The following is a 16,037-nucleotide window of genomic DNA, read 5'->3' as shown; positions in this document are numbered from 1 at the left end:
GGCTTTTGCCGGCCTTTTTGCTGCTTTCTTTGCTTGCTGGGATGCAGGATCAGCCTTTGTTCATCTTTCCTTCAGCCGTAAAAGCGCTTCTGCTAGGAGAGCTTAGACCGGTGGTCCCGTGATGGGGGGAGCGCCGGAGGACCACGGAACTCACATGCTTGATCTCGCAATCGTAGGCGGCGGCCCCGGCGGGCTGATGAGCGCCTGGTATCTGAAGCGTAAGCTCGGCGATCTCTGCCGCGTCACCATCTACGAGGCCTCCGACCGGCTGGGCGGCAAGATCGTCACGCGCAAATTCGATTCGGCGCCCGCGATGTACGAGGCCGGCGTTGCCGAAATCTACGACTACTCGATGACGGGGCCGGACCCGCTGCGCGAGCTGATCCAGCATTTCGGCCTCCAGACCATTCCGATGGACGCCGAGCAGGTCCATTTCGGCGGCGAGCTCCTCAATGACGTGCCCGGCATGCGCCGCAAATACGGTGCCAAGACCGCGGCCGCGATCGAGGCATTCCGCGAGCGCTGCACCGAGATGTTGTCGCCGGTCGAATATTACGAGGGTGTCGGCGCGCACGACAACGAGAATCCCTGGGCCTACAAGACCGCCGAGCAGGTGCTCGACGAGGAGGTCGAGGACGAGACGGCAAAGCGCTTCTTCAAGGTGATGGCGCGCTCCGACATCGCGACCGAGAGCCACAGCACCAACGGTCTCAACGCGCTCAAGAACTATCTGATGGACGTCGAGGGCTATATCGGCCTCTATTCCATCCAGAACGGCAACGAGCAGCTGATCGAATGCCTGCAGTCGGAGGTCAATGCCGACATCCAGCTCAATCACCGCGTGCTCACCGTCGGCAAGGCGCCGACCGGCCGCTATCAGCTCAAGATGATGAACGGCAAGGGACCGGAGACTCGCGACTTCGATCTCGTCCTGGTCTGCCTGCCGCATTCCTGGCTCGCCACCCTCAGCTGGGAGGGCGAGCAGCTGCGCAAGTCGATGGTCAAGCACGTCGCCTATTTCGATCGCCCCGCGCACTATCTGCGCGTCTCGATCCTGTTCGACGAGCCGTTCTGGGGCGAGAAGATTCCGGGCGCCTGGTTCATGTCGGAGGCTTTCGGCGGCTGCTGCGTCTACAACGAGGGCGCACGCCACGACGTCGGCAAGCATGGCGTTCTGAACTGGCTCATTCCGGGCTCCGACGCGCTGGCTTTCGCCAATCTGTCGGACCAGGAACTGATCGATGCCGCCCTGAAATCGCTGCCGGCTTCTCTCGGCGATGCGCGTTCGCATTTCATGGAAGGCAAGATCCACCGCTGGCTGTCGTCGGTGAACGCGATTCCCGGCGGTCTGCCCGTGCGCGACGTGATGACCAACCACCGGCCCGAGCCGAAGGAGCATCCCGGCATCGTGGTTGTCGGCGACTATCTGTTCGACTCGACGCTGAATGGCCTGCTCGATTCTTCGGATGCGGCGACCGACATCATCCTGACCGAGATGATGCGCCTGCGCCGCGAGCGCGCACAAGACGACAAGCCGCTGTCGGACAAGATCGACCGCGACTATTTCGAGAATTATCGCGGCCTCGGTCCCTACCACGAGGCGTGGCAGCACTTCACCGACCCCGATTACCTCAGCAGGCTGATCGGGATCGTCTGGGGCAAGGCAACGGGCGCCAAGCTGCTGGTCGCGGGGGCCGCCAGCGGCGAACTGGTCGGCGCGTTGCGCGATCGCGGCATCGATGCGTGGGGAATCGAGAACAACCGCGCCATCCACGCCAAGACGCCGAAAGCGCTGAAGAAGTACAACAAGCTCGGCTCGATCACCGACATGCCGTTCAAGGACGGCACGTTCGACTTCGTGTTCGAGACCAGCCTCTGCCACGTTTCCCCGAAGCAGGTGGCCCGTGCGATCCGCGAGCTCAACCGCGTCGTCAAGACCGGCCTCGTGTTCGGCTCGATCACCTCGGACATGGCGCCGGCGCTGATCGACCGCTACGACCTGCTGCGCGGAGTTAAGAAGCTCGGCACCTGGTGGGAGTGGTCCGAACTGTTCTTCGGCAATGGCTTCGACCTGTCGATGCACCGCAAGGATTGCACTGATGCGCTCTGGGAGGCGACGCTCGCCGCCAACAAGGGGCCGGGGCAGTGGTACGCCGACGCCGACAGTTTGCGTTATTCCTTCTTCGACAGGGTCGAGGACGAGGACTAGCCGCGGGACGCGGCTCGATTGGCCAATTGTTTTGCCGAATTCATCCTGATCGCATAGAATCGGTGCAATAGCGGTTGCCGCTATTCCTGCATTCTCTGCGGTCATGCCGGCCGTCAGCATCGGTTGGTTTCATGGCGTCTAAGCCTCCCTCGCCCGACAAACAGAAGCTCGCCGCGGAAGAGGCGGCCGAGCTCGACGACAAGCTCGCCTCCGCTGTCAAGCCGGACCTCGAAGACGACGAGGACGGTGAAGACGAGGGGGACGACGAGCTGGAGCGCGACGAGGACGATGAGGACGAGGATCTCGTCGTCTTCACCGCAAGCGAAGCCGCCGGCGCGCTCGCGACCATCGTCGGGTTCGTCAGGCCCTATCTGACGAACTACAAGCGGATGCTGTCATTCGTGGCGTTCGGCGTCTTCGTGGAGACGCTGTTCAACGTCATCATGCCGCTAAGTCTCAAGTTCCTGATCGACGAAGCGCTCGGCGAGGAGGATTTCCAGGCGCTGTACAAGATCCTGGGCGTGCTTGCGGTCGCCGGCATCTTCACCTCGATCGTTGCCGTCTGGTACGAGCGCTGGGATGCGCGGCTCGCCGCCTGCATCATCTCCGACGTCCGCAAGCGCCTGTTCGAGCACGTCCAGGACCTGCCGGCGGCTTATTTCGGCCGCACCAGGCGCGGCGAGATCCTGTCGCGCTTCTCGGTCGACCTCTCGGCCTTCGAAGGCTCGGTCAAGACCTTTGCCAACAGTGCCGCGCTGCCGTTCCTGGAACTGGTGGCCGGCATCATCCTGATGCTGTTCCTGAACTGGCAGCTCGCCGTCGTCGCGCTGCTGGTGTTTCCGATCACGCTGATCGGCCCGCGGATCCTGACGTCCAAGGCGGTGCAGGCCAACTACGAGCAGAAGCTCAACGAGTCGGCGCTGCTCGGCATGGTGCAGGAAAACGTGGCCGCCCAGGCTGTGATCAAGGCGTTCAGCCTGCAACGCAAGATGTTCGGCTTCTTCGCCTTGCGCAACGACGAGACCCGAAACAAGATCGCCTCGGCCGCGTTCCTCTCGACCATGGTGGAGCGGACGGTCACCATCTCGGTGCTCCTCCTGCACCTCGTGGTGCTCGCGATCGGCGCGTATCTCGCGACCAAGGGCCAGATCACCATCGGCACCTTCGTCACCTTCGAGAGCGCGTTCTGGGAGGTTTCCTACAACATCGCTCATGTGATGCATTTCATCCCGGTGTCGATCTCGTCGGCCGCCGCGATCCGCCACATCCAGGAACTGCTCGATGAGCCGACCCGGAGCGCCGATCGTCCCGGCGCGCCCGATCTGCCGCGTATCACCAACGACATCACTTTCGATCACGTCACCTTCCGGTACGAGGGCAGTCAGACGCCGGTGCTGGACAATCTCAGCCTCAAGCTCAATGCCGGCAAGCGCATCGCGATCGTCGGTCCGAGCGGCTCCGGCAAGAGCACGCTGCTCAACCTGATCCTGCGGCTCTACGTGCCAGACGAAGGCCGCGTCACCATCGACGGCGTCGACGTTCGCAAGGTGACGCTGGATTCGCTGCGCCGGAGCATGGCGGTGGTGTTCCAGGAGAACATGCTGTTCAACATGTCGATCCGCGAGAACATCCGGCTCGGCAAGGAGGGGGCGACCGACGCGGAGGTGGAGGACGCCGCCAAGAAGGCCGAGATCCACCGCTACATCATGAGCCTGCCGCAGCGATACGACACGCCGGTCGGCGAGCGCGGGGACACGCTGTCTGGCGGCCAGCGCCAGCGCATCGCAATCGCACGCGCAATCATCCGCAATCCGTCCGTACTGCTGCTGGACGAAGCCACCTCGGCGCTCGACCAGACCACGGAGGCCGCGATCAACCGCACGCTGCTCAAGATCGCCAAGGGCCGCACCATGATCTGGTCGACTCACCGTCTGACCTCGGTGGTCGAGATGGACGAGATCATCGTGATTTCAGGGGGCAGGGCGATCGAGCGCGGCTCCCATGCCGAATTGCTCGCCAAGAACGGCACCTATCGCAAGCTGTGGAACGACCAGATCCACCAGCCGCATGGCGCGCCGGCTCACGACGACAGAAACGACGACGACGACGAAGACGAAGACGAAGAGGAGTGACCGTGGCCGGGCACCGCGGCTCCGGCTCGGTGATTCCCGGATGCAAATCGTTCGGCCGGAGCGGAGCCGCTGATTCTTGGTTTCCTTAGGTTGGCCGCAGCAACTCCCGCCGATCGATCCACGCTGCCCGGAGATCGCTGGCGCGACCGGGTGTCACGGCAGGCGATTGCCCTGGATCTCCGCCGCAGAAGGCGGATTCGTTCATAAGCCGGGAAAAGAGCTTCGGTTTGGTAATAAAAGTATATTTAATCCGGGCATAATGTCGTCGGAGTTGACGGAGCGGGCCTTTCGTTCAACGAACGGGCTGGCGTGGCGAGGGCACCGAAGAAGCTATTTCTGCAGGCGCAGGAAGCGCTTTCTGACTGTCGTTTCGCCTTGACTGGACCGATTCTCGCCTATAGAAAGCGCCTCACTTAACGACAGGCGGTGAGCATCGCCAGCGTCGGAACGGGCCACCCGTTGATCCCAAAGGACCAGTTCCACGAGGGATCGCTCAAGGCGGGCACCAACCTCGACGAATGCCGCTCAAACGCTGTCGATCATAGCTAGGCAATGCCAGTGCGATTTTAGTTCTCTTGAGCACGTTCTCTTGAGATCGAATTCGGATGCATGACCTCGGTGCACGGGCCGCGGCTTTACGCCGAGCGGCCTCGATACTGCGGTCCTCTGTGGCGTCGAAGCGCTTTCCGCTCGGTGATGGAGCGGTTGGCGCAATTTCGCTTTGTGCGGATTGTTCGCATGAGGCGGCCTTGTCGGGCGGGTGGCTCGAAAGAATTTGCGGTTCCGGCGACGGGCCGCGGCAAGACAGCGGGCCCGGAAGGGGCCGCGGCAGAACAAAGGGTAAGGCCAGGATGCCGACGATCAACCAGCTGATCGCTCAACCGCGTGAAGTGCAGAAGTCGCGCAAGAAGGTGCCGGCGCTGCAGCAGTCGCCGCAGAAGCGTGGTGTTTGCACCCGCGTCTACACCACGACCCCGAAGAAGCCGAACTCGGCGCTTCGTAAGGTCGCCAAGGTGCGCCTGACCAACGGCTTCGAGGTGATCGGCTACATCCCCGGTGAGGGCCATAACCTCCAGGAGCACTCGGTAGTCATGATCCGTGGCGGCCGCGTCAAGGACTTGCCGGGCGTGCGCTACCACATCCTCCGCGGCGTTCTGGATACCCAGGGCGTCAAGAACCGTAAGCAGCGTCGTTCGAAGTACGGCGCCAAGCGTCCGAAGTAAGCGGGAACCAGGTCCATGTCTCGTCGCCATTCTGCTGAAAAGCGTGAAGTCCTTCCCGATCCGAAGTTCGGGAACATCATCGTCACGAAGTTCATGAACTCGGTGATGTACGCCGGCAAGAAGTCGGTCGCCGAAGGTATCGTCTACGGTGCGTTCGGCATCATCGAAAGCAAGACCAAGCAGAACCCGCTCGGCGTGTTCGAGCAGGCGCTCGAGAATGTCATGCCGACCATCGAAGTGCGCTCCCGCCGCGTCGGCGGCGCGACCTACCAGGTTCCGGTCGAGGTTCGTTCGACCCGCCGTCAGGCCTTGGGCATCCGCTGGCTGATCGCGGCTGCGCGCGAGCGCAACGAGAAGACGATGACCGAGCGGCTCTCGGCGGAGCTCCTGGACGCATCGAACAACCGCGGGAACGCCGTCAAGAAGCGCGAAGACGTGCACCGCATGGCGGAAGCCAACCGCGCCTTCTCGCACTATCGCTGGTAACGGCGCCACACTCGGACTCGCAAGGAACGACCCATGCCACGCCAACATGCCATCGAGGATTACCGTAACTTCGGTATCATGGCGCATATCGACGCCGGCAAGACCACGACGACCGAGCGCATCCTCTATTACACCGGCAAGAGCCACAAGATCGGCGAAGTGCACGAAGGTGCCGCGACGATGGACTGGATGGAGCAGGAGCAGGAGCGTGGCATCACGATCACTTCGGCTGCCACCACCGCGTTCTGGAACGGCAAGCGCCTGAACATCATCGATACGCCAGGCCACGTCGACTTCACCATCGAGGTCGAGCGCAGCTTGCGCGTGCTCGACGGCGCCGTCTGCGTGCTCGACTCGAACCAGGGCGTCGAGCCCCAGACCGAGACCGTCTGGCGCCAGGGCGACAAGTACAAGGTTCCGCGCATCGTCTTCGCCAACAAGATGGACAAGATCGGTGCGGACTTCTTCAAGTGTCTGGCGGACATCGTCGACCGTCTGGGCGCCAAGCCCGTCGCAATCCAGCTTCCGATCGGTGCCGAGAACAACTTCAAGGGTCTCGTCGACCTCGTGAAGATGCAGGGCGTCGTCTGGAACGATGAATCGCTCGGCGCCAAGTTCGACTACGTTGACATTCCGGAAGACCTCGTCGACCAGGCCAAGGAATACCGCGAGAAGATGGTGGAAGCCGCCGTCGAGCTCGACGATGACGCCATGGCCGCCTATCTCGACGGCAAGGAGCCGGACGAGGCGACCCTGAAGCGTCTGATCCGCAAGGCGGTGCTGACCGGCGCGTTCTATCCCGTGCTGTGCGGCTCGGCCTTCAAGAACAAGGGCGTGCAGCCGCTGCTTGACGCCGTCGTCGACTACCTGCCGTCGCCGCTCGATGTGCCCGCGATCAAGGGCACCGACGACAAGGGCAACGAAGTCGTGCGCAAGGCGGACGACAAGGAGCCGCTGGCGCTGCTCGCGTTCAAGATCATGGACGACCCGTTCGTCGGCACCATCACCTTCTGCCGCATCTATTCCGGCGTGCTGCAGAGCGGCACCGGCGTCGTGAACTCGACCCGCGAGAAGAAAGAGCGCATCGGGCGCATGCTGTTGATGCATGCGAACAACCGCGAGGACATCAAGGAAGCCTATGCCGGCGACATCGTCGCGCTGGCCGGCCTGAAGGAAGCGCGCACCGGTGACACGCTGTGCGATCCCGACAAGCAGGTCATCCTGGAGAAAATGGAATTCCCCGAGCCGGTCATCGAGATCGCGATCGAGCCGAAGTCCAAGGCCGACCAGGAGAAGCTGGGCGTGGCGCTGGCCAAGCTCGCGGCCGAGGATCCGTCCTTCCGCGTGTCGACCGACCACGAGTCCGGCCAAACGATCCTCAAGGGCATGGGCGAACTCCATCTCGACATCAAGGTCGACATCCTCAAGCGCACCTACAAGGTCGACGCCAACATCGGCGCGCCGCAGGTGGCTTTCCGTGAGCGCGTCACCAAGCGGGTGGAGCACAGCTACACCCACAAGAAGCAGACCGGCGGTACCGGCCAGTTCGCGGCCGTGTCGTTCATCGTCGAGCCGAACGAGCCCGGCAAGGGCTACGAGTTCGAATCGAAGATCGTGGGCGGCGCTGTGCCGAAGGAGTATATCCCCGGCGTCGAGAAGGGTCTGGAAAGCGTGCTGTCGTCCGGCGTGGTCGCGGGCTTCCCCGTGGTCGACGTCAAGGTGCAGCTCGTCGACGGCAAGTATCACGACGTCGACTCGTCGGCGCTCGCCTTCGAAATCGCTTCGCGCGCCTGCTTCCGCGAAGCGCTGCAGATGGGCAAGTCCGTTCTGCTCGAGCCGATCATGAAGGTCGAAGTGGTGACCCCGGAAGACTACACCGGCTCGGTCATCGGTGACCTGAATTCCCGGCGCGGTCAGATCCAGGGACAAGACATGCGCGGCAACGCCAACGTCATCAACGCGATGGTGCCGCTCATGAACATGTTCGGTTACGTGAACAATCTGCGCTCGATGAGCCAGGGTCGCGCGACCTTCACCATGCAGTTCGACCACTACGCAGAAGCGCCGGCCAACGTGTCGGCAGAAGTCCAGAAGAAGTTTGCCTGATTGTCGTCGGTCTCAAGCTGACGATTGAACGGAGAGTCAAATGGCCAAAGCAAAGTTTGAACGTAACAAGCCGCACTGCAACATCGGCACCATCGGTCACGTCGACCATGGCAAGACGTCGCTGACCGCGGCGATCACCAAGATCCTCGCCGAGACCGGCGGTGCGACGTTCACCGCGTACGACCAGATCGACAAGGCGCCGGAAGAGAAGGCCCGCGGCATCACCATCTCGACCGCGCACGTCGAGTACGAGACGCAGAACCGCCACTACGCCCACGTCGACTGCCCCGGCCACGCCGACTACGTGAAGAACATGATCACCGGCGCCGCCCAGATGGACGGTGCGATCCTGGTCGTGTCCGCCGCTGACGGCCCGATGCCGCAGACCCGCGAGCACATCCTGCTCGCCCGCCAGGTCGGCGTTCCCGCGCTCGTCGTGTTCCTCAACAAGTGCGACATGGTCGACGATCCGGAGCTGCTCGAGCTCGTCGAGCTCGAAGTCCGCGAACTGCTCTCGAAGTACGAATTCCCGGGCGACAAGATCCCGATCATCAAGGGCTCGGCGCTCGCCGCTCTCGAAGACTCCGACAAGAAGCTCGGCCACGACGCCATCCTCGAACTGATGCGCAACGTCGACGAGTACATCCCGCAGCCGGAGCGTCCGATCGACCAGCCGTTCCTGATGCCTGTTGAAGACGTGTTCTCGATCTCTGGCCGCGGCACCGTGGTGACCGGCCGTGTCGAGCGCGGCGTCGTCAAGGTCGGCGAGGAAATCGAGATCGTCGGTCTGCGCGCCACCCAGAAGACCACCGTCACCGGCGTTGAAATGTTCCGCAAGCTGCTCGATCAGGGCCAGGCCGGCGACAACATCGGCGCGCTGCTCCGCGGCACCAAGCGCGAGGACGTCGAGCGCGGCCAGGTTCTGGCCAAGCCCGGTTCGGTCAAGCCGCACACCAAGTTCAAGGCTGAGGCCTACATCCTCACCAAGGAGGAGGGCGGTCGCCACACTCCGTTCTTCACCAACTACCGTCCGCAGTTCTACTTCCGCACCACCGACGTGACCGGTGTCGTGCACCTGCCGGAAGGCACCGAGATGGTGATGCCGGGCGACAACATTGCGATGGAAGTGCACCTGATCGTGCCGATCGCGATGGAAGAGAAGCTTCGCTTCGCGATCCGCGAAGGTGGCCGCACCGTCGGCGCCGGCGTCGTCGCCTCGATCATCGAGTAACAAGCGAATAGGGAATGGTGAGTGGCGAATAGGGGATTCTATTCGCTACTCGCTACTCGCCACTCACTAGAGAAAGCACGGCAATGAACGGCCAAAACATTCGTATCCGTCTCAAGGCGTTCGACCATCGTATCCTCGATACGTCGACCCGTGAGATCGTGAACACGGCGAAGCGCACCGGCGCGCAGGTCCGCGGACCCATTCCGCTGCCCACGCGCATCGAGAAGTTCACCGTCAACCGTTCGCCCCACGTGGACAAGAAGAGCCGCGAACAGTTCGAGATGCGCACCCACAAGCGCCTGCTCGACATCGTCGATCCGACCCCGCAGACCGTCGATGCTTTGATGAAGCTCGACCTAGCCGCCGGTGTCGACGTCGAGATCAAGCTCTGAGCAAGACCCCGAGGAGTGGGCACCGGTTCTCGGACCGGGACTTGCTCACTACGAAGATTAGCTAGTCCGCAAGGACAGAAAGAACAGGAAGCAAGCCGATGCGCTCCGGAGTGATCGCACAAAAGGTCGGGATGACGCGGGTCTTCACGGAGGCCGGCGAACATATCCCCGTGACCGTGCTGAAGCTCGGCAATTGCCAGGTCGTAGGTCACCGTACCGAAGAGAAGAACGGTTACGTCGCGCTCCAGCTTGGTTCTGGCAGCCGCAAGACCGTTTACATGCCGAAGGCGGAGCGCGGCCAGTTCGCGGTCGCCAAGGTCGAGCCGAAGCGCCGGGTCGAGGAATTCCGGGTCAGCGCGGATGCGATGATCCCGGTCGGCGCCGAGATCCAGGCGGATCACTTCGTCGTCGGTCAGTTCGTCGACGTCACCGGCACCTCGGTCGGTAAGGGCTTCGCCGGCGGCATGAAGCGCTGGAACTTCGGCGGTCTGCGCGCCACGCACGGTGTGTCGATCTCGCACCGCTCGATCGGTTCGACCGGTGGCCGTCAGGACCCCGGCAAGACCTGGAAGAACAAGAAGATGCCCGGCCACATGGGTGTCGACCGCATCACCACGCTCAACCTTCGCGTCGTCCAGACCGATGTCGAGCGCGGCCTGATCCTCGTCGAAGGCGCCGTTCCCGGCTCCAAGGGCGGTTGGATCCGCGTGCGCGACGCCGTCAAGAAGCCGCTGCCGAAGGAAGCTCCGAAGCCCGGCAAGTTCAAGGTTGCTGGCGACGCGGAAGCCGCTCCGGCTGCGCAGGAGGCGTGAGATGGAATTGAAGGTCACCACCCTCGAAGGTAAGGAAGCCGGCTCGGTCCAGCTCTCCGACGCCATTTTCGGTCTCGAGCCGCGCGAGGACATCATCGCGCGCTGCGTGCAGTGGCAGCTCAACAAGCGCCAGGCCGGCACGCACAAGGCCAAGGGTCGCGCCGAGATCTGGCGCACCGGCAAGAAGATGTACAAGCAGAAGGGCACCGGCGGTGCTCGTCACGGCTCGGCCCGCGTGCCGCAGTTCCGCGGCGGCGGCCGTGCCTTCGGTCCGGTGGTGCGTTCGCACGCCACCGACCTGCCGAAGAAGGTCCGCGCGCTCGCTCTGAAGCATGCGCTCTCGGCCAAGGCCAAGGACGGCGATCTCGTCGTGATCGAGAAGGCCGCGCTGGAAGCCGCGAAGACCAAGGCGCTGCTCGGTCACTTCTCGGGCCTCGGGCTCACCAACGCGCTGATCATCGACGGCGCCGAGCTCAACAACGGTTTTGCCGCTGCGGCCCGCAACATTCCGAACATGGACGTGCTGCCGATCCAGGGCATCAATGTCTATGACATCCTGCGCCGTCAGAAGCTCGTTCTGACCAAGGCCGCCATCGATGCGCTGGAGGCGCGCTTCAAATGACGAAGAACATCGAGCCTCGCCACTACGACGTGATCCTGTCGCCGGTCGTGACCGAAAAGGCGACGATCGCCTCGGAGCACAACAAGGTGCTGTTCAAGGTGGCCGCAAAGGCGACCAAGCCGCAGATCAAGGAAGCGATCGAGAAGCTGTTCGACGTCAAGGTCAAGAGCGTCAACACGCTGGTTCGCAAGGGTAAGACCAAAGTCTTCCGCGGCAATCTCGGCTCGCAGTCGAACTCCAAGCGCGCGATCGTGACCCTCGAAGAGGGTCACCGGATCGACGTGACCACCGGTCTGTAAGGTCGTACGACGATGGCACTGAAGACATTCAATCCCACGACGCCCGGCCAGCGCCAGCTGGTCATGGTCGATCGTTCGGCCCTGTACAAGGGCAAGCCGGTCAAGGCGCTCACCGAGGGCAAGAAGTCCTCGGGCGGCCGCAACAACACCGGCCGCATCACCGTGCGTTTCCGCGGTGGCGGTCACAAGCAGACGCTGCGTACCGTCGATTTCAAGCGCGAGAAGGTCGACGTCCCCGCGACCGTCGAGCGGCTGGAGTACGATCCGAACCGCACCGGCTTCATCGCCCTGATCAAGTATCAGGACGGCGAGCAGGCCTACATCCTGGCGCCGCAGCGCCTGGCCGTGGGTGACACGATCGTCGCTGGCAACTATGTCGACGTGAAGCCGGGCAACGTCATGCCGCTCGGCAACATGCCGGTCGGCACGATCATCCACAACATCGAGGTCAAGATCGGGAAGGGCGGCCAGCTCGCCCGTTCCGCAGGCACCTATGCCCAGCTCGTCGGGCGCGACCAGGACTACGTCATCATCCGCCTGAATTCGGGCGAGCAGCGCCTTGTGCACGGCCGCTGCCGCGGCACGATCGGCGCGGTGTCGAACCCGGATCACATGAACACCTCGATCGGCAAGGCCGGTCGCAAGCGTTGGATGGGCCGCAGGCCGCACAACCGCGGTGTCGCGATGAACCCGATCGACCATCCGCACGGCGGTGGTGAAGGTCGTACCTCGGGCGGCCGTCACCCGGTCACCCCGTGGGGCAAGCCGACCAAGGGCAAGAAGACCCGCACCAACAAGTCGACCAACAAATTCATTCTCCTAAGCCGCCACAAGCGGAAGAAGTAAGGAACGCCGGACATGGTTCGTTCAGTCTGGAAAGGCCCGTTCGTCGAGGGTTCTCTGCTCAAGAAGGCAGATGCCGCGCGCGCGTCCGGCCGTCACGACGTCATCAAGATCTGGAGCCGTCGCTCGACGATCCTGCCGCAGTTCGTCGGCCTGACCTTCGGCGTCTACAATGGGCAGAAGCACGTGCCGGTGGCCGTGAACGAGGAAATGGTCGGTCACAAGTTCGGCGAGTTCTCGCCGACCCGGACCTTCCATGGCCACTCCGGCGACAAGAAAGCCAAGAAGGCTTGAGGATTAAACGATGAGCAAACCTAAGCGCGAACGGAGCCTCGCCGACAACGAGGCCAAGGCGGTCGCCCGGATGCTGCGGGTGAGCCCGCAGAAGCTCAACCTGGTCGCCCAGCTCATTCGCGGCCGGAAGGCGTCTGCCGCGCTCGCTGACCTGCAGTTTTCGCGCAAGCGGATCGCGGTCGACGTCAAGAAGTGCCTGGAATCGGCGATCGCCAATGCCGAGAACAATCATGACCTCGACGTCGACGATCTCGTCGTGGCGCAGGCCTTCGTCGGCAACGGCCTCGTGATGAAGCGCTTCGCCGCCCGCGGCCGCGGCCGCTCGGGCCGTGTGTACAAACCGTTTTCGCAGCTGACGATCATCGTTCGTCAGGTCGAAGCTGAAGCCGCTTAAGGGCGCAGGAGAACACGATGGGTCAAAAGATCAATCCGATCGGTCTGCGTCTCGGCATCAACCGGACCTGGGATTCCCGCTGGTTCGCCGGCAAGCAGGAATACGGCAAGCTGCTGCACGAGGACGTCAAGATCCGCGAGATCCTGCACAAGGAGCTCAAGCAGGCGGCCGTCGCCCGCATCGTGATCGAGCGTCCGCACAAGAAGTGCCGCGTCACCATCCACTCGGCCCGTCCGGGCGTGGTGATCGGCAAGAAGGGCGCCGACATCGACAAGCTGCGCAAGAAGGTCGCGGACATCACCTCGTCCGACGTCGTCATCAACATCGTCGAGATCCGCAAGCCGGAGCTCGATGCGACGCTGGTGGCCGAGTCGATCGCGCAGCAGCTGGAGCGCCGCGTGGCGTTCCGCCGTGCCATGAAGCGCGCCGTGCAGTCGGCGATGCGTCTCGGCGCGGAGGGCATCCGCATCAACTGCTCGGGACGTCTGGGCGGCGCGGAAATCGCGCGCATGGAGTGGTACCGCGAAGGCCGCGTGCCGCTGCACACGCTGCGCGCCGACATCGACTACGGCGTCGCGACCGCGTTCACGACCTTCGGCACCTGCGGCGTCAAGGTCTGGATCTTCAAGGGCGAGATCCTCGAGCACGATCCGATGGCCCAGGACAAGAGAATGGCCGAAGGCGAGACCGGCGGCAGTGGTGATCGCGGTGGCCGTCAGCGCCGCGAGACGGCCGCTGCCTAAGGCCAGACAGGAATTTGAGGGCTTAAAGCCATGATGCAACCTAAGAAAACGAAGTTCCGGAAAGCGCATAAGGGCCGCATCCACGGCGTTGCGTCTTCGGGCGCGACGTTGGCGTTCGGCCAGTTCGGCCTGAAGGCGACCGAGCCTGAGCGCGTCACCGCGCGCCAGATCGAAGCCGCCCGTCGGGCGCTGACCCGTCACATGAAGCGCGCCGGCCGCGTCTGGATCCGCGTGTTTTCCGACGTTCCGGTGTCCAAGAAGCCCGCCGAAGTCCGCATGGGTTCCGGCAAGGGTTCGCCGGAATTGTGGGTCGCGCGCGTCAAGCCGGGCCGGGTGCTGTTCGAGATCGACGGCGTCAACACCCAGACCGCGCGTGAGGCGCTGACCCTGGCGGCCGCCAAGCTGCCGATCAAGACGCGTTTCGTCGAGCGCATTGCGGAGTAATGGCCATGGCCCAGATGAAGATCGAAGACATCCGCGCGATGAGCCCCGACCAGCAGGATGACGCCATCCTGAACCTGAAGAAGGAGCGCTTCAACCTGCGCTTCCAGCGCGCCACCGGGCAGCTCGAGAACACCTCGCGCCTGCGCGAGGCCCGCCGTGACATCGCCCGGATCAAGACCGTCGCCGCGCAGACGCGCGCCAAGAAGAAGTAAGAGGCTTACGAAGATGCCGAAACGTACTTTGCAGGGCGTGGTCGTCAGCGACAAGCAAGCCAAGACCATTGTGGTGCGTGTCGATCGCCGCTTCACGCACCCGATCTACAAGAAGACCATCCGCCGGTCGAAGAACTACCACGCGCACGACGAGAGCAACGAGTTCAAGCCGGGCGACATGGTGTGGATTGAGGAAACGAAGCCGATTTCGAAGTTGAAGCGCTGGGTCGTGATCCGGGGCGAACACAAGAAAAGCGCCTGATCTGTTGGCTCTAGCCGACTGACTTCAGGGAAATGTTGAGCGCCGGCTGGGCTGGCGCAAAGAGAAAGAGGACGAGGTGCATCAATGATTCAGATGCAGACCAACCTCGACGTGGCCGACAATTCTGGCGCACGCCGTGTCATGTGTATCAAGGTGCTCGGGGGCTCCAAGCGCCGCTACGCCACGATCGGCGACATCATCGTCGTGTCGATCAAGGAAGCGATTCCGCGTGGCAAGGTGAAGAAGGGCGACGTGATGAAGGCCGTCGTGGTGCGCGTCCGCAAGGACATCCGCCGCGCCGACGGTTCGGTCATCCGCTTCGACCGCAACGCCGCCGTGCTGATCAACAACCAGTCCGAGCCGGTCGGCACCCGTATCTTCGGGCCGGTGCCGCGCGAGCTGCGCGCCAAGAACCACATGAAGATCATCTCGCTCGCGCCGGAGGTGCTGTGATGGCTGCGAAGATCCGCAAGGGCGACAAGGTCGTCGTGCTGACCGGACGCGACAAGGGCCGCACCGGCGAAGTGTTCGAGGTGCGCCCCGACGCCGGTACCGCGCTGGTGCGCGGCATCAACGTGGTCAAGCGTCATCAGAAGCAGACGCAGGCCCAGGAGGGCGGCATCATCTCGAAAGAGGCGCCGATCCAACTGTCCAACATCGCGTATGTCGGCAAGGACGGAAAGCCGACCCGCATCGGATTCAAGATTCTGGCGGACGGCAAGAAGGTCCGCATCGCCAAGAGCTCGGGAGCTGAGATCGATGGCTGAGGCCGCTTACACCCCGCGCCTGCGCGCGGAATATGATGCGAAGATCCGCACGGCTCTGACCGAGAAGTTCGGCTATGAGAACGTGATGCAGGTTCCGCGCCTGGACAAGGTCGTGCTGAACATGGGCGTTGGCGATTCCGTCAACGACCGCAAGAAGGCCGAGACCGCCGCTGCCGAGCTGACCCAGATCGCCGGCCAGAAGGCGATCGTGACCTATTCGCGTATCGCGATCGCGACCTTCAAGCTGCGTGAGAACCAGCCGATCGGCTGCAAGGTCACGCTGCGCAAGGCTCGCATGTACGAGTTCATCGATCGCCTGGTGACGGTCGCGCTGCCGCGCGTCCGCGACTTCCGCGGCCTGAACCCGAAGAGCTTCGACGGCCGCGGCAACTACTCGCTCGGCATCAAGGAGCACATCATTTTCCCCGAGATCGACTTCGACAAGGTCACGGAAGCCCGCGGTATGGACATCACCGTCTGCACCACGGCCAAGACCGACGAAGAGGCGAGGGCCTTGTTGACCGCTTTCAATTTCCCGTTCCGGCAGTGAGACGCTGACCTAGAGC

Annotated in this window: 20 protein-coding genes; all 20 read left to right on the top strand. The window is 63.2% G+C overall.

The window, feature by feature from the left end; translation table 11 throughout:
* Positions 1 to 154: 154 nt before the first annotated feature.
* The 20 genes from H1B27_RS28070 to rplE all read left to right on the top strand — a co-directional run bounded on the left by H1B27_RS28070 (position 155) and on the right by rplE (position 16,021).
* Positions 155 to 2,209 carry an FAD-dependent oxidoreductase gene (locus tag H1B27_RS28070; RefSeq protein ID WP_197968316.1) on the top strand — a complete coding sequence of 685 codons (2,055 nt, stop codon included), beginning with the start codon at positions 155 to 157 and terminating at the stop codon, positions 2,207 to 2,209.
* Positions 2,210 to 2,340: 131 nt separating this feature from the next.
* Positions 2,341 to 4,341, top strand: coding sequence for an ABC transporter ATP-binding protein (locus H1B27_RS28065; RefSeq protein WP_197968315.1), 2,001 nt, complete (start codon positions 2,341 to 2,343; stop codon positions 4,339 to 4,341).
* A gap of 851 nt (positions 4,342 to 5,192) precedes the next feature.
* A complete protein-coding gene (rpsL, locus tag H1B27_RS28060; protein ID WP_007603006.1) occupies positions 5,193 to 5,564 on the top strand; it encodes a 30S ribosomal protein S12 in 372 nt (123 codons plus the stop codon).
* 15 nt (positions 5,565 to 5,579) lie between these two features.
* Positions 5,580 to 6,050: a 30S ribosomal protein S7 gene (gene rpsG / locus H1B27_RS28055; protein ID WP_018647239.1), complete on the top strand. Its 471-nt coding sequence runs from the start codon at positions 5,580 to 5,582 to the stop codon at positions 6,048 to 6,050.
* A gap of 33 nt (positions 6,051 to 6,083) precedes the next feature.
* Positions 6,084 to 8,156 carry an elongation factor G gene (gene fusA, locus H1B27_RS28050; protein ID WP_197968314.1) on the top strand — a complete coding sequence of 691 codons (2,073 nt, stop codon included), beginning with the start codon at positions 6,084 to 6,086 and terminating at the stop codon, positions 8,154 to 8,156.
* Positions 8,157 to 8,196: 40 nt separating this feature from the next.
* The gene (tuf, locus tag H1B27_RS28045; RefSeq protein WP_028177965.1) at positions 8,197 to 9,387 is read left to right on the top strand and encodes an elongation factor Tu; all 1,191 of its coding nucleotides are present in this window, start codon (positions 8,197 to 8,199) and stop codon (positions 9,385 to 9,387) included.
* An 83-nt stretch (positions 9,388 to 9,470) separates the two neighbouring features.
* Positions 9,471 to 9,779 (top strand): 30S ribosomal protein S10, encoded by a 309-nt coding sequence (rpsJ, locus tag H1B27_RS28040; RefSeq protein ID WP_002712302.1) that lies wholly within the window; start codon positions 9,471 to 9,473, stop codon positions 9,777 to 9,779.
* Positions 9,780 to 9,877: 98 nt separating this feature from the next.
* Positions 9,878 to 10,591, top strand: a complete 714-nt coding sequence (gene rplC / locus H1B27_RS28035; RefSeq protein WP_024342448.1) for a 50S ribosomal protein L3 — start codon at positions 9,878 to 9,880, stop codon at positions 10,589 to 10,591.
* A gap of 1 nt (position 10,592) precedes the next feature.
* Positions 10,593 to 11,213, top strand: a complete 621-nt coding sequence (gene rplD / locus H1B27_RS28030) for a 50S ribosomal protein L4 (RefSeq protein ID WP_018647243.1) — start codon at positions 10,593 to 10,595, stop codon at positions 11,211 to 11,213.
* A complete protein-coding gene (locus H1B27_RS28025; protein ID WP_008136362.1) occupies positions 11,210 to 11,512 on the top strand; it encodes a 50S ribosomal protein L23 in 303 nt (100 codons plus the stop codon). The genes rplD and H1B27_RS28025 overlap by 4 nt, the downstream gene beginning before the upstream one ends.
* A 12-nt stretch (positions 11,513 to 11,524) precedes the next feature.
* Complete coding sequence (gene rplB, locus H1B27_RS28020) at positions 11,525 to 12,358, top strand: 50S ribosomal protein L2 (RefSeq protein ID WP_028177967.1); 834 nt, start codon at positions 11,525 to 11,527, stop codon at positions 12,356 to 12,358.
* A 12-nt stretch (positions 12,359 to 12,370) separates the two neighbouring features.
* On the top strand, positions 12,371 to 12,649 hold the full coding sequence (gene rpsS, locus H1B27_RS28015) for a 30S ribosomal protein S19 (protein WP_008136357.1): 279 nt from the start codon (positions 12,371 to 12,373) through the stop codon (positions 12,647 to 12,649).
* Between the two features lie 10 nt (positions 12,650 to 12,659).
* Positions 12,660 to 13,043 carry a 50S ribosomal protein L22 gene (gene rplV / locus H1B27_RS28010; protein WP_061876882.1) on the top strand — a complete coding sequence of 128 codons (384 nt, stop codon included), beginning with the start codon at positions 12,660 to 12,662 and terminating at the stop codon, positions 13,041 to 13,043.
* Positions 13,044 to 13,060: 17 nt separating this feature from the next.
* Positions 13,061 to 13,786 carry a 30S ribosomal protein S3 gene (gene rpsC, locus H1B27_RS28005; RefSeq protein WP_061876881.1) on the top strand — a complete coding sequence of 242 codons (726 nt, stop codon included), beginning with the start codon at positions 13,061 to 13,063 and terminating at the stop codon, positions 13,784 to 13,786.
* Between the two features lie 30 nt (positions 13,787 to 13,816).
* On the top strand, positions 13,817 to 14,230 hold the full coding sequence (gene rplP, locus H1B27_RS28000) for a 50S ribosomal protein L16 (protein WP_197968313.1): 414 nt from the start codon (positions 13,817 to 13,819) through the stop codon (positions 14,228 to 14,230).
* A gap of 5 nt (positions 14,231 to 14,235) precedes the next feature.
* Positions 14,236 to 14,442, top strand: a complete 207-nt coding sequence (gene rpmC / locus H1B27_RS27995; RefSeq protein ID WP_011088144.1) for a 50S ribosomal protein L29 — start codon at positions 14,236 to 14,238, stop codon at positions 14,440 to 14,442.
* Between the two features lie 13 nt (positions 14,443 to 14,455).
* The gene (gene rpsQ, locus H1B27_RS27990) at positions 14,456 to 14,704 is read left to right on the top strand and encodes a 30S ribosomal protein S17 (RefSeq protein WP_028177969.1); all 249 of its coding nucleotides are present in this window, start codon (positions 14,456 to 14,458) and stop codon (positions 14,702 to 14,704) included.
* 84 nt (positions 14,705 to 14,788) lie between these two features.
* Positions 14,789 to 15,157 (top strand): 50S ribosomal protein L14, encoded by a 369-nt coding sequence (gene rplN / locus H1B27_RS27985; protein ID WP_007603030.1) that lies wholly within the window; start codon positions 14,789 to 14,791, stop codon positions 15,155 to 15,157.
* Positions 15,157 to 15,471: a 50S ribosomal protein L24 gene (gene rplX / locus H1B27_RS27980; protein ID WP_028177970.1), complete on the top strand. Its 315-nt coding sequence runs from the start codon at positions 15,157 to 15,159 to the stop codon at positions 15,469 to 15,471. Before rplN ends, rplX begins: the two co-directional genes overlap by 1 nt.
* Positions 15,464 to 16,021 carry a 50S ribosomal protein L5 gene (gene rplE, locus H1B27_RS27975; RefSeq protein WP_018647250.1) on the top strand — a complete coding sequence of 186 codons (558 nt, stop codon included), beginning with the start codon at positions 15,464 to 15,466 and terminating at the stop codon, positions 16,019 to 16,021. Before rplX ends, rplE begins: the two co-directional genes overlap by 8 nt.
* The last annotated feature ends 16 nt before the right edge of the window (positions 16,022 to 16,037 follow it).

The organism is Bradyrhizobium diversitatis (assembly GCF_016031635.1).
In the GTDB taxonomy this organism is placed as follows: Bacteria; Pseudomonadota; Alphaproteobacteria; order Rhizobiales; family Xanthobacteraceae; genus Bradyrhizobium; species Bradyrhizobium diversitatis.
Note: the sequence above shows the minus strand (reverse complement) of the source record. Positions and strands in the feature narration are given on the sequence as shown.

What these genes read in the sequence shown, in the direction of transcription:
- rplX (WP_028177970.1), top strand. Translation starts at nt 15,157, where the DNA reads ATGGCTGCGAAGATCCGCAAGGGCGACAAGGTCGTCGTGCTGACCGGA.
- rpsQ (WP_028177969.1), top strand. Translation starts at nt 14,456, where the DNA reads ATGCCGAAACGTACTTTGCAGGGCGTGGTCGTCAGCGACAAGCAAGCC.
- rplN (WP_007603030.1), top strand. Translation starts at nt 14,789, where the DNA reads ATGATTCAGATGCAGACCAACCTCGACGTGGCCGACAATTCTGGCGCA.
- rplE (WP_018647250.1), top strand. Translation starts at nt 15,464, where the DNA reads ATGGCTGAGGCCGCTTACACCCCGCGCCTGCGCGCGGAATATGATGCG.
- rpmC (WP_011088144.1), top strand. Translation starts at nt 14,236, where the DNA reads ATGGCCCAGATGAAGATCGAAGACATCCGCGCGATGAGCCCCGACCAG.
- fusA (WP_197968314.1), top strand. Translation starts at nt 6,084, where the DNA reads ATGCCACGCCAACATGCCATCGAGGATTACCGTAACTTCGGTATCATG.
- rplV (WP_061876882.1), top strand. Translation starts at nt 12,660, where the DNA reads ATGAGCAAACCTAAGCGCGAACGGAGCCTCGCCGACAACGAGGCCAAG.
- rpsG (WP_018647239.1), top strand. Translation starts at nt 5,580, where the DNA reads ATGTCTCGTCGCCATTCTGCTGAAAAGCGTGAAGTCCTTCCCGATCCG.
- rplP (WP_197968313.1), top strand. Translation starts at nt 13,817, where the DNA reads ATGATGCAACCTAAGAAAACGAAGTTCCGGAAAGCGCATAAGGGCCGC.
- tuf (WP_028177965.1), top strand. Translation starts at nt 8,197, where the DNA reads ATGGCCAAAGCAAAGTTTGAACGTAACAAGCCGCACTGCAACATCGGC.
- rpsC (WP_061876881.1), top strand. Translation starts at nt 13,061, where the DNA reads ATGGGTCAAAAGATCAATCCGATCGGTCTGCGTCTCGGCATCAACCGG.
- rplC (WP_024342448.1), top strand. Translation starts at nt 9,878, where the DNA reads ATGCGCTCCGGAGTGATCGCACAAAAGGTCGGGATGACGCGGGTCTTC.
- H1B27_RS28065 (WP_197968315.1), top strand. Translation starts at nt 2,341, where the DNA reads ATGGCGTCTAAGCCTCCCTCGCCCGACAAACAGAAGCTCGCCGCGGAA.
- rpsS (WP_008136357.1), top strand. Translation starts at nt 12,371, where the DNA reads ATGGTTCGTTCAGTCTGGAAAGGCCCGTTCGTCGAGGGTTCTCTGCTC.
- rplB (WP_028177967.1), top strand. Translation starts at nt 11,525, where the DNA reads ATGGCACTGAAGACATTCAATCCCACGACGCCCGGCCAGCGCCAGCTG.
- rpsJ (WP_002712302.1), top strand. Translation starts at nt 9,471, where the DNA reads ATGAACGGCCAAAACATTCGTATCCGTCTCAAGGCGTTCGACCATCGT.
- H1B27_RS28025 (WP_008136362.1), top strand. Translation starts at nt 11,210, where the DNA reads ATGACGAAGAACATCGAGCCTCGCCACTACGACGTGATCCTGTCGCCG.
- rpsL (WP_007603006.1), top strand. Translation starts at nt 5,193, where the DNA reads ATGCCGACGATCAACCAGCTGATCGCTCAACCGCGTGAAGTGCAGAAG.
- rplD (WP_018647243.1), top strand. Translation starts at nt 10,593, where the DNA reads ATGGAATTGAAGGTCACCACCCTCGAAGGTAAGGAAGCCGGCTCGGTC.
- H1B27_RS28070 (WP_197968316.1), top strand. Translation starts at nt 155, where the DNA reads ATGCTTGATCTCGCAATCGTAGGCGGCGGCCCCGGCGGGCTGATGAGC.